At 41.7% G+C, this 17,358-nt stretch carries 13 protein-coding genes; 2 read left to right on the plus strand and 11 right to left on the minus strand.

From position 1 onward, the window contains the following. The first annotated feature begins 77 nt into the window (after positions 1 to 77). Complete coding sequence (argR, locus tag AADY36_RS13900; RefSeq protein WP_054551012.1) at positions 78 to 545, plus strand: transcriptional regulator ArgR; 468 nt, start codon at positions 78 to 80, stop codon at positions 543 to 545. On the opposite strand, the gene AADY36_RS13905 is transcribed toward argR, so the two are convergent. From AADY36_RS13905 to ampD, 11 genes are all read right to left on the minus strand, one after another. Continuing rightward, positions 542 to 1,441 carry a Dyp-type peroxidase gene (locus AADY36_RS13905; RefSeq protein ID WP_054562779.1) on the minus strand — a complete coding sequence of 300 codons (900 nt, stop codon included), beginning with the start codon at positions 1,439 to 1,441 and terminating at the stop codon, positions 542 to 544. The genes argR and AADY36_RS13905 overlap by 4 nt on opposite strands. Before the next feature lie 61 nt (positions 1,442 to 1,502). Beyond that, positions 1,503 to 2,546 (minus strand): ABC transporter ATP-binding protein, encoded by a 1,044-nt coding sequence (locus tag AADY36_RS13910; protein WP_342409103.1) that lies wholly within the window; start codon positions 2,544 to 2,546, stop codon positions 1,503 to 1,505. Then, complete coding sequence (locus tag AADY36_RS13915) at positions 2,543 to 4,177, minus strand: ABC transporter permease (protein ID WP_055021164.1); 1,635 nt, start codon at positions 4,175 to 4,177, stop codon at positions 2,543 to 2,545. The genes AADY36_RS13910 and AADY36_RS13915 overlap by 4 nt, the downstream gene beginning before the upstream one ends. Before the next feature lie 77 nt (positions 4,178 to 4,254). Further along, positions 4,255 to 5,259 (minus strand): Fe(3+) ABC transporter substrate-binding protein, encoded by a 1,005-nt coding sequence (locus AADY36_RS13920; protein ID WP_055021163.1) that lies wholly within the window; start codon positions 5,257 to 5,259, stop codon positions 4,255 to 4,257. Between the two features lie 790 nt (positions 5,260 to 6,049). Further along, positions 6,050 to 6,712: a tRNA-uridine aminocarboxypropyltransferase gene (locus tag AADY36_RS13925; RefSeq protein ID WP_055021207.1), complete on the minus strand. Its 663-nt coding sequence runs from the start codon at positions 6,710 to 6,712 to the stop codon at positions 6,050 to 6,052. 355 nt (positions 6,713 to 7,067) lie between these two features. Then, entirely contained in the window at positions 7,068 to 8,492 is a 1,425-nt protein-coding gene (lpdA, locus tag AADY36_RS13930) for a dihydrolipoyl dehydrogenase (protein ID WP_054562783.1), read from the minus strand. Positions 8,493 to 8,680: 188 nt separating this feature from the next. Next, positions 8,681 to 10,564, minus strand: coding sequence for a pyruvate dehydrogenase complex dihydrolipoyllysine-residue acetyltransferase (gene aceF, locus AADY36_RS13935; RefSeq protein ID WP_055022074.1), 1,884 nt, complete (start codon positions 10,562 to 10,564; stop codon positions 8,681 to 8,683). Between the two features lie 9 nt (positions 10,565 to 10,573). Next, positions 10,574 to 13,240 carry a pyruvate dehydrogenase (acetyl-transferring), homodimeric type gene (gene aceE / locus AADY36_RS13940; protein ID WP_055022075.1) on the minus strand — a complete coding sequence of 889 codons (2,667 nt, stop codon included), beginning with the start codon at positions 13,238 to 13,240 and terminating at the stop codon, positions 10,574 to 10,576. An 85-nt stretch (positions 13,241 to 13,325) separates the two neighbouring features. Next, the gene (gene pdhR, locus AADY36_RS13945; protein WP_055022076.1) at positions 13,326 to 14,075 is read right to left on the minus strand and encodes a pyruvate dehydrogenase complex transcriptional repressor PdhR; all 750 of its coding nucleotides are present in this window, start codon (positions 14,073 to 14,075) and stop codon (positions 13,326 to 13,328) included. 524 nt (positions 14,076 to 14,599) lie between these two features. Then, positions 14,600 to 15,451, minus strand: a complete 852-nt coding sequence (gene ampE / locus AADY36_RS13950) for a beta-lactamase regulator AmpE (RefSeq protein ID WP_054562786.1) — start codon at positions 15,449 to 15,451, stop codon at positions 14,600 to 14,602. Positions 15,452 to 15,472: 21 nt separating this feature from the next. Beyond that, positions 15,473 to 16,015: a 1,6-anhydro-N-acetylmuramyl-L-alanine amidase AmpD gene (ampD, locus tag AADY36_RS13955; protein ID WP_054562787.1), complete on the minus strand. Its 543-nt coding sequence runs from the start codon at positions 16,013 to 16,015 to the stop codon at positions 15,473 to 15,475. Positions 16,016 to 16,202: 187 nt separating this feature from the next. Here ampD and nadC point away from each other — a divergent pair, with 187 nt between their 5' ends. After that, positions 16,203 to 17,051 (plus strand): carboxylating nicotinate-nucleotide diphosphorylase, encoded by an 849-nt coding sequence (gene nadC, locus AADY36_RS13960; protein WP_055022077.1) that lies wholly within the window; start codon positions 16,203 to 16,205, stop codon positions 17,049 to 17,051. Positions 17,052 to 17,358: the final 307 nt, after the last annotated feature.

A 17,358-nucleotide genomic window follows, 5' to 3' on the forward strand; every position in this document is an offset into this window, starting at 1 on the left:
CTTTGTAAACTAATACTGCATAAATATGCAGAGTTGTGTAGAATTACCTTACATTTTATGAATAAAGAAACGGCAACATGCAACCACAAGACAAACAAGAAGCACTGATCAAAGCGTTTAAAGCGCTATTAAAAGAAGAAAACTTCGGCTCACAAGGTGAGATTGTCGAAGCATTAAAAGAGCAAGGCTTTGATAATATTAGTCAAAGTAAAGTCTCTCGCATGTTAAGCAAGTTCGGTGCAGTACGTACTCGTAATGCAAAACAAGAAATGGTCTATTGTTTACCGGCTGAAATGGGTGTGCCAACAGCGAAAAGCCCACTGCGTCAGCTTGTTATTGATATTATGCATAACGAAATGATGATTATTATTCGCACCAGTCCAGGCGCAGCACAATTAATTGCTCGTTTACTTGATTCACTCGGTAAAGCAGATGGCGTACTAGGTACCATTGCAGGCGACGACACTATTTTTATCGCCCCTGCGAAGATTTCTGAAATCGATGTAACGCTTGATCGCGTACGCACTTTATTCGATACCGTTTAAAGTTGCTTTAAGAAGTTTACAGACGGGGCGAAAAACGCAGATCCCATATCGGCTTGAGTAAAATCGAGCCAATGATCATAGCAATCGCCCTGCCCCAAGCGACTCTTTAATACCTGCTCAAACGCATCCCCTTGCGCAGCACACGAAACCATTAAAATTCCCTGCTTATGCACATCACCAAATGGCATGCTTTGGTTTAGCAAAAGTGGCTGGCCATGCTCATCTTTTAATTCACTACGAACCGCATGACTGGTTTCTACAGCAGGCACAATCAAGGTATTATCTAGACGCGTGCGCCCCATGATTTGCTCTTGCTCAGACAACGATAAATGCTGCCAGACACTCAAATCATGCACAAAGCGCTGAACATGAATATAACTGCCTTGGTCTTCAAAATGACCCGGTTTATCGATAAGTGCTGTACTACGTTTTTGACGGCCATGGGGTGTATCGCCTGCATAAATGAAGCCGTTAAAATCACGTCCATCTAAAAACCGAAAATTACGGACCTGCTCCACCAGCTCAACATCCGGTGTTAATAATTTTAGAATTTGCAGAGCAAATAGATGGTTTACATCTTCACGGTCTGAACGAATTTGCACAAACAAGTCAAATGGCTGCGCACTAATCACATGCTCACTATGAGTCACATTCGGAAAGCTTTGCAATTGGCTAGGGATAAACTCGGGCAGAATATGCGGCCAATACTGAGCGCCAAGGGCAACCACACACGATAGCATGGCTTCTGAGAACTGATCAGCAAACTCATCTTGAATGACGCTAACGCGTTTTAGTTTTTTACGTAATGACTCATCATGGCCATCGTAAACATTAAAAAACAGGTGCAAACCATGTAAGTTTGCTTCAGCACAAATCCCAGATTGCGCTTGCGCCATAGTGAATCCTTAGCTTCTCGTTATTTGCACAAAGCCAAGGATTCAAGATTGTTATTTATTACTAATCATGAAAAAAATTGACTGTGTGCGGCATTATTTTTATTTTTACAGGCTGCTCAACAGCTAACACGCGGTCTTGCTCTGCAGCAACTTCACACTCTTGCCCTGCAATATTGATACGATAAACATAACGCGTACCGATAAAGCGCCTGTGCAAGATAGTTAAACTGTTTGCGTCACTGTGCGCAGCTTCACACAACTGAATATGATGCGGCCTTATATACACTTGGCCTTGCTGACAATCTGCATTGTTCGCCGTCAAAGAGTGAACCACACCAAACGCCGTCTCATATTCAGTTGGCGTTAATACTTTTGCCGTTAAGTATATGCCCGTACCAAGAAACTCTGCAACCACCTTTGAGTTAGGTTGGCTAAATAACTGCTCAGGAGAGCCTTGTTGGGCGATTTTTCCACCATGCATAACCGCAAGCGTGTCGGCAAACGCGAAAGCTTCTTCCTTCGAGTGAGTAACAAATACCGCAGAAACCTGCTGATCTTTAATAATGCGACGTATATCGGCAATAAGCTCAAAACGCACTTGTGTATCAATATTCGAAAATGGCTCATCAAGTAGTAATAAACTTGGTTTGTAAGCAAGTGCACGGGCTATTGCCACTCGTTGCTGCTGTCCACCAGAAAGCTGATGCGGATATCGCTGTGCACAACCATCGAGTTTAACAAGGCTAAGCATTTCATCTACACGCTCGCGCTTTTGCGCTTTACTCATATTGCTTAGGCCAAACGCAATGTTGTCGCTTACCGTTAAATGAGGAAACAACGCATAGTCTTGGAACATCATGCCAATATTACGTCTTTCCGGTGCAACAAACAGCCCACTATCGTTAACCACTTTTGAATCAATACTCATATAGCCTTGCTCAGGCTGTAAAATCCCGGCAATTGCCTTTAAGGTAGTAGTTTTGCCGCAGCCACTTGCGCCAAGCAAACAGACGATTTCATCTTGTTCAACATTGAGGTTTAGTTCACTCAACACCTGAGTCGCATTGTACTGATAAGCTAAGTCTTTAATTATCAAATGACTCATGAGTGATTTTGCTCCATCGAACGATTAACGAAATACAAAGGGATTAACCCAACTAACACGATAAACAAGGCTGAAATTGACGCAAGCTCCAATTGCTCATCACTAACATATTGAAAAACATGAGTTGCCAGGGTTTCAAAATTAAAAGGTCTGAGTAATAAAGCCGCAGGTAACTCTTTCATGCATTCAATAAACACTAACAAGCCAGCTGTTAGAATGCCGCGTTTTAATAGCGGTAAATGTACTCGCCAAAGGGTTTGTAAGGGCCCTTTGCCCATTGATTGACTGGCCATATCTAGCGATGGGCTAATACGTAAAAAACTGCTTTCAAGCGCGCCATTCGCAATCGCATAAAAACGAACAACATAAGCAAAAATCATCGCAAATAAAGTGCCGCTCAAAAGTAATCCTGGTGATAAACCAAAAGGCTCAAGCCAATTGTTTAACGCATCATCCAGCTGAGTTAATGGTAGTAATACGGCAATAGCTAACACAGTACCAGGTAAGGCGTAGCCAGTACTTGCTAAACGTCCTGGGATCAAAGGGTAAGCTTGTTTCGCAATGCGCTGATAAAACAATACCAATAAGCTCAATAGGATAGTTGCAATGCTCACCACAACAGCCACTTTAAAACTTTGCCAAGCGTAATTAAAAAATGCCCCATTCCATGCTTCATCTGCATAGACAATGGCGTATTTAACTAACACCCCAACCGGTAGGATAAAAGCCAATACCAGCACAACTGTGCAAGCCAAGCTTGCAGCCCATGCGGCACTGCCTTTTAAGCGATACAAGGTTGCACTGTTAACGCTTGACTGACGTTCATACACAGCTTGATTGCGACGACTAAAGCGTTCAACCATAATGGTTAAAAACAAAATCAATAACATGATACCTGAAATTTTCGCCGCTGCCGTTAATGAGTAATAGCCAAGCCACGTATCGTATACAGCGGTAGTGAGCGTACTTACAGCAAAGTAATTGACGGTAGCAAAATCAGCCATGGCCTCCATACTGATTAATGTAACCCCTGCCACAATCGCCCCACGACCAAGAGGCAAACTAACGCGTAAAAAGCTTTGTAATGGTGATAGACCCATCAGCTGACTAGCTTGTACTAGTTTAAAAGACTGCTCTCTGAGTGCCGTTTTAAAAATAAGGAATAAGTAAGGATAGAGTACCAAGGCAATCATAATAATAGCCCCAGATAATGTACGAATATCAAAAAACCAGTAATCGTCTGGTGACTGCCAACCAAACCAGTCTCGAAGGGCGATTTGTACTGGCCCAGCGTAATCTAGTAAGTCAGTATACACATAGGCGATTAGATAAGTTGGCATTGCTAATGGCAGCATTAATGCCCATTCAAATTGCTTACGCCCAGGAAACTCACAATATGCAGTTAACCAAGCTAACGGCAATGCTATTACACAGCTCAGCAGCCCTACCCCTGCAATGAGTATGAGAGTATTACGGGTATAATCCCACAGCACAGTATCGAAAAGGTGCTGAAATACATCTGAATCTCCTTGCAGAGATTCAAATAGTAAAAAGCCTAATGGCGTAACAAGCAACAGGCCAATAAGCCAGGCTATAAGCTGCCAACGCGACAGCGAAAACTTCACATGCATAAGTGGATTAATACCAGATAAAATAAAAGCTGTTAAAAAACAGCTTTTATAAAAATGTGTTACGAGAAATATCCTCGTTATAAATCAAACTTTACTTCGTCAATCAGCTTCAGTGCCACAGGGCGATATTTGCTGATCTCATCAAGAGGAAGGCTATCTTCTTTAAACTCACCCCATGATGCAACCATCTCAGATAATGCAACCCCTTGCTTTACAGGGTATTCCATATTAACTGAAGCATACATATTTTGCGCCTTATTGTCGGTCATATACTCAACCAGTTTCAAGGCATTTTCAGGGTTTTTAGCATAACGGGTCATAACAACGCCCGATACATTGATATGAGAGCCACGGTTTGTTTGGTTAGGGAAGTTAATATAAACCGCTTCAGCCCATGATTTTTGCTGCTCATCTTGCATCATTTTGCCAAAATAATAGCTGTTGCCTAACGCCAGATCGCATAAACCTTCTTTTACGGCTTTGACTTGCGCTCTGTCATTACCTTGCGGCTTACGTGCTAAATTGGCTTTTACGCCCTCAAGCCATTGCTTAGTTTTTGCTTCGCCATGGTGAGCAACCATAGAAGCAACTAAACCTAAATTGTAAGGGTGTTTACCAGATCGAGTGCAGATCTTACCTTTGTATTTTGGATCGGCTAAATCCTCGTAAGTTAATTCAGCAAGTGCACCAACACGCTCTTTTGCAGAGTAAACATTACGTACACGTTTAGTAAGTGCTATCCATTGACCGTCGGCATCACGAAAAGTGCTTGGCACATTCGCATTAACCACATCACTATTAATTGATTGCGTTAAGCCTAAATCTTCTAATTGAATCAGCGCACTAAAATTTGAGGTTAATACTAAATCAGCCTTACTGTGCTTACCTTCACGCTTTACACGCTCAATCAAACCTTTTTTGGCAAAAACCACATTAGTTTTAATACCTGTTTGCTTAGTGAAATCATCCAAAATAGGCTGAATTAAGAATGGTTGACGAAACGAGTAAATATTTACTACATCTGCAGCGAATATAGGCGCGCTTAATAATGCGCTAAGTAATACTAAGGCTGTTTTCTTCATTTTATAGCACCTAAATAGTAACAATTATCAAAATATTTTACCTAGAGTTAAGGCAAAGTGCACCCGTTTAAACTTATATTTCAATCAACCTAACTGCCATTTAGGAATTTGCATGTAAGACATATCTCACCCACATGGCAGTTATTGAGTAAAAACCACCAGCAAACACTGCACAAAACAATATAAGCACCTGAAATACAACAACATCTTTTAAATGACAATAAAATAACCAGCAGATTAAGTAAGATTTTGACCTACTCAGCTTCGCCCATTTCTCTATAATTACTTACATCAACTAAGCAAGAAGCTTAATGAGTAGATGGATAAGGAAGCATTACTCATAATACCGCGGAATAAGGTTCATTAGGAGAATAAGGAATCAAGGACAGGCTCAGGAAGAGTAACGCAATGGAGTGACAACCTACGGACAACATCAGGATGATGTGGAATGGCATGACAACAGGACGTTGTTATACAGGAAGTTCAAAAAGTGGAATAAAGGACAGGCCGTTAGGGCATCGCAATGGATTTGCAAACAAAGGGATAGTGTCAGGATGGCACGTAAGGGAGTGGTAAAGTAATTACCAGCATGGATGTAAAGGACTAACAAGGAAACAAGGCGGGATTGCCTTATATTGCACAGAACCAATAAGTAAAGTGTAATCGCATGGATTGGCAAAGTTTAGGGAGTTGATTAGATTCAATTGCAGGATGCAAAAAATTAAGAAGATTCCGCAAGCGCGACTAGAGATAGTACGCGCTTTTCTTTTGCCTAAAATTTAGTAAAGAGTTATTGCTCTGGGCGTCCCTTATTACGCTTACCTAGCAGATAAGCATCTCTAAACTTAATAAAATGTTGCTCAAGCTTTTGTGTAGCATCTTCTTCACCTGCAAGGGCAAGTACCATAATAGCCACCTCTGCGGTGCCTAACTGATGCTCATGCGGGGCAACACGTAATCGATAATCAGATAGCTTTTCAGGCGTAATTGAAAGCACAGGAAAATTATCTAGATAAGGGCTTTTACGGATCATTTTCTTTGCTTCGCGCCAAGTCCCATCTAAAAAGATAAACAATGGACGCTTACCTTCAATAGGAGTTACTTCGGTGATCACGCGCTCTTCGTCGTCAACATCGCTGGCAGGAAAAATAACCATTGGCTGATACTGAGGATTTGCCAACAAGCTTAATAAGGCTTCATCTGGATTTGTTCTATCCCACTTAAAGGCATGGTTATCTGGCACGATTTCAGCAATTAAACGGCCAGTATTTGACGGCTTAAAACTCTCATTATGGTACATAAGTAAACAGACCGCGGCATCACACTGAGCTTGCTCAACGCCTTCACAAATACAATAGTGTTCCGCTAATAAACAACGCTCACAACGCGTTAGCTTTGCTCCTCGCGCTTTAAATTCACGACGAGACTCAGTCATTTGCTGAGCACGAAGCATTAACACTGAATTATTTGAGATAGTAGCCACTGTGTATTTACCAGATAATTAAACGGCGCGTATTGTAGCTAAAAATATGGGGAATAGATATTAATCTAAGTGGTTAGTGGTTAGTGGTTAGTGGTTAGTGGTTAGTGGTTAGTGGTTAGTGGTTAGTGGTTAGTGGTTAGTGGTTAGTGGTTAAACAAGTATAATTCATTTCATGTATGACACGCTTTTGTTCAATTACAAAAAATAAAACCACTCTCTCGATCAACTAACGTCTGACATCTGATATCTAACCTCTAAAAAGCTTATTGTTAAAAACAAAAAACCCAGCCGGGGCTGGGTTTTTAAAAAGATTAGTCAAAAGAACTTACTTCTTTTTAACTGCTTTTTTGTTTGGAAGGTCAGTGATTGAACCTTCGAAGATTTCAGCAGCTAGACCGATTGATTCGTTTAATGTTGGGTGAGCGTGAATAGTTAACGCTAGGTCTTCACCGTCTGCGCCCATTTCAACTGCTAAGCCGATTTCACCAAGCATTTCACCTGCGTTGATACCAACCATAGCACCACCGATAACACGACCTGAGTCTTTATCGAAGATTAGCTTAGTTTGACCTTCAGTACGTGCTGAAGCAATTGCACGGCCAGAAGCAGCCCAAGGGAATACAGCAGTTTCGATGCTTAAGCCTTGCTCTTTTGCTTCTTTCTCAGTTACACCAACCCATGCGATTTCTGGATCTGTGTATGCGATTGAAGGAATGCACTTAGGATCGAAGAAGTGTTTCTGACCAGAGATAACTTCTGCAGCAACGTGAGCTTCGTGAACCGCTTTGTGCGCAAGCATTGGTTGACCAACGATATCACCGATAGCGAAGATGTGATCAACGTTTGTTTTAAGCTGCTTATCAACATTGATGAAACCGCGCTCATCAACGTTAACGCCTGCTTTATCAGCGTCAAGTAATTTACCGTTAGGTGTACGACCAACAGCAACAAGTACTTTATCGTAACGTACTGCGTCAGCTGGTGCGTTTTTGCCTTCGAATGAAACGTATAGACCGTCTTCTTTCGCTTCAACGCCAACAACTTTAGTAGAAAGCATTACATTGAACTTGTTCTTAACGTATTTTTGGTAGATCTTGATAACGTCTTTATCAGCTGCTGGTACTAATTGATCAGCAAACTCAACTACGTCGATTTCAGAACCTAGTGCACGGTATACAGTACCCATTTCAAGACCGATGATACCACCACCTAAAACTAGTAGCTTCTCAGGAACGTCTTTAAGCTCTAGCGCACCAGTTGAGTCAATTACACGGTCATCTTCAGGGATGAAAGGTAAGTTAACAGGTTGAGAACCCGCTGCAATAATAGCATTGTCAAAAGTGATTGTTGTTGTACCGTCTTCACCTTCAACAGCAAGTGTGTTGCTGCCAGTGAATTTACCGTAGCCGCTAACTACTTTCACTTTACGCATTTTAGCCATGCCGTCTAAGCCGCCAGTTAGTTGACCGATTACAGACTCTTTCCAATCACGGATTTTGTCTAGGTCGATTTCAGGCTTGCCAAAAGTAACGCCGTGAGATGACATTTCAGCTGCGTCATCAATCACTTTAGCTACGTGTAAAAGTGCTTTTGAAGGAATACAACCCACATTTAGACATACACCGCCTAATGTGTTGCGAGATTCTACCAATGTAACTTCTAAGCCCAAGTCAGCAGCACGGAAAGCCGCAGAATAACCACCAGGACCACCGCCTAGTACAACAACTTGAGTTTTTAATTCGTTGCTCATGCTATTACCTTAAATGTTTGAACGGGACACTGCCCCTAAGTTTAACTGCCATGTTTCTGCAAGGCAGAAAGGGAGAGCAGATATCTATACCAAGATTGTTCTATGGCAAAGATTGTATCATTGCCAATGGTAAAAATCCCAGCAAAAAACAACTTGCTGGGATTTGATTCTTATAAATTATGAGACGATTACATCACCAATTGACGAATATCGCTCATGTAGCTTGCTAGCGTCACAGTAAAGCGTGCTGCTAGTGCACCGTCAATAACCCTATGGTCGTATGACATTGATAATGGAACCATTAATTTAGGTTCAAACTCTTTGCCATTCCACTTAGGTTTCATTTCTGACTTAGATACACCCAAGATAGCAACTTCTGGTGCATTCACAATTGGCGTGAACGCTGTACCACCGATACCACCAAGGCTTGAGATTGTGAAACAACCGCCTTGCATATCAGATGAAGTTAGCTTGCCGTCACGTGCTTTCTTAGAAATATCCATTAACTCACGAGAAAGTTCAATGATGCCTTTCTTATCAACATCTTTGAACACTGGAACAACTAGACCATTTGGCGTATCAACTGCAACACCGATATTGATGTATTTCTTCAAGATTAAGCTTTCGCCGTCTTCAGACAGTGAAGAGTTAAACGTTGGGAATTCAGCTAATGCTTTCGCCGCTGCTTTCATCACAAATACAAGAGGTGTGATTTTAACACCCAGCTTTTTCTTCTCAGCAAGCGCATTTTGCTCTTTACGGAATGCTTCAAGGCTTGTGATATCAGCTTCGTCAAACTGTGTAACATGCGGGATTTGCACCCAGTTACGATGTAAGTTAGCACCTGATAACTTCTGGATACGAGAAAGTTTCTTCTCTTCGATTTCACCAAACTTAGCAAAATCAACCTTAGGCCAAGGGATAAGACCTAACTCACCGCCACCAGCATTACCTTTACCTGAAGACAGCTGACCTGACTCAACTTTCTTCACAAGGTCTTTCACGTAGTTTTGTACGTCTTCTTTCACAACACGATTCTTACGACCCGTGCCTTTTACGTTTGCTAGGTTAATACCAAACTCACGCGCTAAACGACGAACAACAGGCGATGCATGTGCATACGCTTTGTTATCTGCAAAACCTTCGTTGCTTGCAGGTGCTGATGCTGGCTTTTCAGGTGCAGGCGCTGCTTCAGCTTTTGCAGGAGCAGGAGCAGGTGCCGCTGCTGCTAGTGCACTACCCGCTACTTCAAATACAAAGACAAGTGAGCCAGTTGATACTTTATCCCCAGCAGCTACTTTGATTTCTTTAACAGTACCAGCAAATGGTGCAGGTACTTCCATTGATGCTTTATCGCCTTCAACGTTTAAGATTGATTGATCTTCTTCAACCTTGTCGCCTACAGCAACCATCACTTCGGTTACTTCAACTTCGTCACCACCGATATCAGGCACGTTAACTTCTTTAGTGCTTGATGCCGCTGCTGCCGGCGCTGCTTCAGCTGGTGCTGATTCTGCAGCAGGCGCTTCTGAACCGCTTGAAGCTGTTTCAAAAACGAAGATTAGAGAGCCCGTTTTCACTTTATCGCCAGTCGCAATTTTGATCTCTTTAACCGTACCCGCGATTGGAGCAGGTACTTCCATTGATGCTTTATCGCCTTCAACGCTTAATAAAGATTGCTCTTCTTCAACCGTGTCACCTACCGCAACCATGATTTCAGTTACTTCAACTTCATCATCGCCGATATCTGGCACAGTTACTTCCTGCACAGCAGAAGCTGCAGGCGCAGCTGCTGGAGCTGGCGCATCTTCTTTAGCCTCTGCAGGAGCCGCAGCTTGTTCTTCACCTTCGAAGATCATGATAAGTGAACCCGTCGTTACCGTATCACCTTCAGCTACTTTAATTTCTTTAACCGTACCTGCTTGTGCAGCAGGTACTTCCATTGATGCTTTGTCGCCTTCAACCGTTAATAACGATTGGTCAACCTCAACCTTATCACCAACGCTAACAAGGATTTCGGTTACTTCAACTTCATCGCCACCGATATCTGGTACATTAATTTCAATACTCATTGGAACCTCTTATGCGTATAGCGGGTTAACTTTGTTTGTGTCGATGTCGAATTTCTTGATTGCTTCAACAACTACTGACTTCTCAACTTCACCACGTTTAGCAAGCTCAGATAGTGTTGCAACCACAACATAACCAGCATTCACTTCGAAGTGACGACGTAAGTTTTCACGGCTATCAGAACGACCGTAACCATCAGTACCTAACACTTTGTAGTTGCTGCTTGGTACGAATGAACGAACTTGTTCTGCGTAGTTCTTCATGTAGTCTGTTGCTGCAACAGTCACGGCATCAGTTAATGCGTCCGTGATGTAAGCAGTCTTTTGCTCTGCTTCTGGATTAAGCATGTTGAAACGCTCAGCGTCTTGACCGTCACGAGTTAACTCATTGAATGACGTTACAGAGAATACATCTGAACCAATACCATACTCTTCGCTCAGGATTTGTGCCGCTTTACGCACTTCAATCATGATAGTACCTGAACCTAGTAACTGTACTTTCGCTTTATCGCCAGCCACAGTTTCAAGCTTATAGATACCTTTACGAATACCTTCTTCAGCGCCTTCTGGCATTGCCGGTTGATGGTAGTTTTCGTTCATTAGCGTTAGGTAATAGAACACGTTTTCTTGGTCTTCACCGTACATGCGACGGATACCGTCTTGCATGATTACCGCTACTTCGTATGCGAATGTCGGATCATAAGAAATACAGTTAGGAACCGTGTTAGCAAGAATGTGGCTGTGACCATCTTCGTGCTGTAAACCTTCACCGTTTAGTGTAGTACGACCTGCCGTAGCACCTAGTAAGAAACCACGTGCTTGTTGGTCACCGGCCATCCACGCCATATCACCTACACGTTGGAAACCAAACATTGAGTAGTAGATGTAGAATGGGATCATTGGTAAATCGTTAGTGCTGTATGATGTTGCAGCAGCAACCCATGATGACATTGCACCTAACTCGTTGATACCTTCTTGTAGTACCTGACCTGATGTTGCTTCTTTATAGTAAGAAACGATGTCACGGTCTTGCGGCGTGTAGTTTTGGCCATGTGGGTTATAAATACCGATTTGACGGAATAAACCTTCCATACCAAATGTACGCGCTTCATCAGCGATGATAGGAACGATGTTTTTACCAATGCCTTTGTCTTTTAGTAACACGTTAAGTGCACGTACAAAGCCCATTGTTGTAGAGATGTCACGTTTTTGCTCTTCAAGTAGTGGCTTAAACGCGTCAACTTCTGGCAATATTAAGCTTTCAGAAAACTTAGGAATACGCTTAGGTGTGTAACCTTGAAGCGCTTCACGGCGAGCGTGAAGATACTTGTACTCTTCAGAACCCTCTTCAAGAGTAAGATATGGTAAGTCTTTAATTTCTTCATCAGAAACTAAATCTTGTAGACCTAAACGTGAACGTAGGTGCTCAACATGAGTCATGTCCATTTTCTTAACTTGGTGCGCGATGTTTTTACCTTCAGCCGCTTCACCCATGCCGTAACCTTTTACAGTTTTAGCTAGGATCACAGTAGGACGATCTTTGGTTTCTTCCGCTTTTTTGAATGCAGCGTAAAGTTTTGAAGGCTCATGGCCACCACGCTTAAGTGCGAAGATTTCTTCATCAGTCATATCAGCAACAAGTGCTGCTGTTTCTGGGTAACGACCGAAGAAGTGCTCACGAACATATGCACCGTCTTTTGCTTTATATGTTTGGTAATCACCGTCAATCGTTTCGTTCATTAACTGCAGTAATTTACCTGATGTATCTTTAGCAAGTAGGATATCCCAACCACTACCCCATACAACTTTAATCACGTTCCAGCCTGCACCTTTGAATAGGCCTTCAAGCTCTTGAATGATCTTACCGTTACCCATTACTGGGCCATCTAAACGCTGTAAGTTACAGTTGATTAGGTAACATAAGTTATCTAGCTTCTCACGCGCAGCGAATGAGATTGCACCACGTGATTCTGGCTCATCCATTTCACCATCGCCTAAGAAAGCGTATACACGTTGGTTTTTAGTGTCTTTTAAGCCACGACCGTCTAGGTATTTTAAGAAACGAGCTTGGTAGATTGATGCAATTGGACCAAGACCCATTGATACCGTAGGGAACTGCCAGAATTCAGGCATTAACTTAGGGTGTGGGTATGAAGGAAGACCTTTACCATCAACTTCTTGACGGAAGTTGTCAAGCTGCTCAGCTGTTAAACGACCTTCAACAAATGCACGTGCATAGATACCTGGAGAAATGTGACCTTGGTAATAAACTAAATCACCACCATCTACATCGTTTGGTGCTTTGAAGAAGTGGTTAAAACATACTTCATAGAATGCAGCTGAAGACTGGTAAGAAGCCATATGGCCGCCTAAGTCTAGATCTTTTTTCGACGCTCGTAATACGATCATGATCGCATTCCAACGAATGATTGAACGGATACGACGCTCAATGTTTACGTCACCTGGGTAAGCAGGTTCTTGATCTACCGGGATGGTATTAACGTAGTTAGTGGTTGTGCCAGTAGGCATATCAACACCGTCTAAACGGGCTTGCTCTAACACTTGCTCAAGTAAGAATTGAGCACGTTCAACACCTTCTTCGCGCACAACAGACTCAAGGGCTTGTAACCACTCTTGTGTTTCTAGCGCGTCTACGTCAATTTTATTGACTTCAGACATATGGAGGTTTCCTTATGTTTAAAATACTAATTATTTTAATAAATCTTAAAATTAAGTAGTTAACTAAACTTAGCTAATCACTTGCTTAATGTTGTTTGGTGCGTCTTAAACTACGTTCAATCCGCGAATGCTCTTTGCCAGCCTCAAGTAAGGCTTCTTCGATAAAGGCTAAGTGAGCATTACTAGCAAGACGTGCTTGCTCTGGGTTTCCTTCAATAACCGCATCCATCAACAGTCGTCTATGTTCTGCGAGCTGCTGGCTGATCTGTGGTTTTTTTAACAGTACAGTTAAATTCTGTAATACATTTTGCTCTAGCAAGGCCTGCATACCACGTACTAAATGTAGCAGTACAACGTTATGAGACGCTTCTGCCACACTAAAATGAAATGCATTAATTGCTTTTGCTTTTTGCACAATGTCGTCATTAACGAGCGCAATGTTGTCAAAACTTTGTTTTACTTTTCTGAAGTCATTCGTTGTGCCGCGCATAGCTGCATAATATGCTGCAATTCCTTCAAGGGCATGACGAAATTCGAGTAAATCAAATTGTGACTCTGGATGCTTACTAATCAAATCAAAAAGCGGATCAGTGAGCCCCTCTTCAAGCTGATTTTTTACGAACGTTCCACCACCTTGGCGACGCGTTACTAACCCCTTAGCTTCTAGCTTTTGAATTGCCTCACGCAGTGAAGGTCTCGATACTTCAAATTGTTTCGCTAACTCACGCTCAGGAGGCAGCTTTTCGCCTGGCGCCAACGACCCCTCAAGAATCATATTCTCAAGTTGTTGTAAAATTACATCAGATAATTTTGCTGCTTTAATCTTTAAAGACATTTATTAACGTCCGCATTGTTATGCGCTAACCCCATAAATATCGGGTATTTAGCCTTGTGCTTTGACCAAAAAGGTAAATTGGTCATACCAAATTTGTCGCATACGTTATCAAAAACCCGTATTTCTGTCAATTTCACTACGTTCAGCGCCTAGTTACACCCTAACGTAATTCGTCTAAAGATTAAACAGTATGGATTAAAGTGGCTTTTTCTGAAGGAAAAAACAATAAAAAATAAATGGTCAGACCAGATTAAACGGCAGAACTTTTAGTGGTCAGGTATTAGATGTTAGATGAATTGAGTAGCTTTGTAGCAGCGGTTTACCCCGCATCGTTGAATTGAATGCTGAAAAATATTCGAAGTAGGATGCTCTTCAGTGCTGAAAAATTAAAACTCAATCAAAGTGCAACAGCAGAGATTCATGACTAGTAACTTTCCTACAAGCTTTACTCTTGAAACTTGCTAACTCAAACACATTCCCGGCTAAAGCCAGTCCTACATCTCGTAACTTGCTAACTTTACACGCTACGCCAAACCACCAAATAAAGTAAGTGCTGCGATGATCACTAAAAAGAATAATACATTTCTTTTTACAAGTTTCATCATACAGGTGGCTTCATAAGTACAGCCAAAATGTTGCTGCTCAATTTGCTCAGCGGCAAGTGCAGTTTGCGTAACTACTTTTCGGTTACTCACTGAAAAGTCGAGCACATACTTGAGCCAACAACTGGTACCTTTATTAAAGTTACCAATCACTAAATAACCAAAGCTTGCAACCCGAGCTGGTAACCAATCGAGCCAAAACAGTAAGCTATGTACTAGTTTAAAACGCTTAGCATAGGCAACACTGTGATCATCCCTTACTTTGTCAGCAAAAGTACGAACTAATGCGTAAAGCACCGCGCCAGGCACACCTAAAACCACAAACCAAAAAATAACTGCACAATAAAAGCGAAAATTTAACCAAGCTAAAGTTTGGCCAAAAGTCTCACCATGAGGGTCATCTTCTGTCTTCTTTTGGCCCATTTGTAACGCAAATAGGGTTGCCGCTTCTTGATCGTTGCGGGTTAACGCATTTAAGTAAGACTTATATAAAGCACGTTGCTTAGCACAACCAAAACACACCAGCAGCACAGCAACATTCACAGCTAGTTGCCAAATAATAAAATCAGAGAGTTGATAAACTAAACCTGCGGCAACGACAGGCAGCATTAACCAAATCAAAAAACCAATTGGCGAATTAAATAAGCCTTTTTCTGAGAGTTGTTTTTGCGAGTGCTTAAGGTAGGTATTGGCATAAAAACCGATTTGCCAGTAGTTAGCTCGAGCCCCTAAACGCTCAATTACCAAAGCAATAATTATTGAAATTAAGATCATGCTTTTACCTATATCCTTTAACTAAAACACTAAATCAAAATAGTATTGCCAATCAAAACTCGCACCAGGGTCAGTTTTTCTGCCCGGTGCAATATCACAGTGGCCTACAATGCGTGAACGGTTTATCTCAGGGTACTTTGCCATCAACGCCATAGTCACTAAGTGTAATGCATTATACTGGGCTTGGGTATACGCTTGGTTGTCGGTACCTTCAAGCTCAATGCCCACGCTAAAATCATTACAGCGCTCTCTGCCTTCAAACGTTGAGATACCGGCGTGCCAAGCCCTTTTCTCAAAAGGCACGTACTGAATAATTTCACCGGTACGACGAATAAAGCAATGCGCAGACACTCTTAAGCCTTTTAAATCAGTAAAGCTTTCGTGCGCCGTACAATCAATTGCCCCCATGAACAAATCATCAACATAAGGCGTTGCGAACTGCCCAGCAGGCAATGAAATATTATGAATAACAAGTAATGACACCTCGCCCTCAGGGCGCTCATCGTAATGTGTACAGGGCCTTTGTAACACATTGTTTAATTGGCCCAATTCATTTATATGCATATTAAAAACTAACGATGACAATAAAGTTAAATAGTGTAAAGGGTTAAAATCTCAGGGTCTAGTTGCTTTGATTCAATCACTTAAAGTAAGAGAAAGGATACTTTAATGTGGCCGATCTTTGTCTTCTATTAAGGGGTTAAACATAGTAAAATTTCGCCAATTTATTAATAAACAATGAGCTTTCGACATGTCAGTCCCTCACACTTTAATTAGCCAGCTGGTAAAACTCGCCCTTGATGAAGATTTAGATTACCAAAGCGCAAATGACGGTGATATTACCGCGCAACTAATTCCAGAAAACGAGCTAGCCGATGCCAAAGTAATTACTCGTGAAGACTGTGTGTTTTGTGGTAAAGACATTATTTTAGAAGTATTTAAGCAAGTCGACCCTAATGTAAACGTTGAAGTACTCGTAAATGACGGCGACAAAGTAGCGGCAAATAGTACACTATTTACAGCATCAGGCTCAGCTCGCGCAATTTTAACTGCAGAGCGCACTGCTCTTAACTTTGTACAAACACTCTCAGGTACAGCAACAACAACAGCTCATTATGTAAAAGAGCTTGAAGGAACCACCACTCAGCTACTCGACACGCGTAAAACAATTCCAGGTTTACGTGCGCTACAAAAATACGCTGTGAACTGTGGTGGTGGCGCGAATCATCGCATCGGCCTTTTTGATGCGTTCCTAATTAAAGAAAACCACATTGCAGCCTGTGGTGGTATTGATAAAGCAGTCGCTCAAGCTAAAGTAAACCACCCGACTAAACCAGTTGAAGTAGAAGTAGAATCACTTGATGAGCTTGAACAAGCGATCACAGCTGGCGCTGATATCATCATGCTTGATAACTTTACTGTAGAGCAAATTCAACAAGCAGTTGTGCTAACAGACAAGCGAGCAAAGCTTGAGGTATCAGGCAACATGACTCTTGAAACTTTAAAAGCCTATTCACAGGCCGGTGTTGACTTTATTTCAAGTGGTGCACTTACAAAAAATTTACAATCAATCGATCTTTCAATGCGATTTAACGGCTAAAATTTCTCTTGTACGTATTTAATGTTTTACCTAATTCGTTGACAAGAAAATAAAAAAAGCATTAAATACGTAAAAAGCCTGAATAGATAACAAAAAATCAATATCTTTTCAGCGCTTTTGACTATTTTGTATACGCACGTCCTGAACCTACACAAGATTGCAATCAATTCAATAAGTTCCTGCAAGGATGCGGTGTCTATAAATAGTACAAATATGTGTAACTAAGCTTATTTTACATCAAACAAAGGTAGGAAAGTTCTGAAAAACTACTTACTGAACAGGAAAATAGCTTCCAAAAACATTTATT

This window comes from Pseudoalteromonas sp. D15MCD-2 (assembly GCF_038562745.1).
In the GTDB taxonomy this organism is placed as follows: Bacteria; Pseudomonadota; Gammaproteobacteria; order Enterobacterales; family Alteromonadaceae; genus Pseudoalteromonas.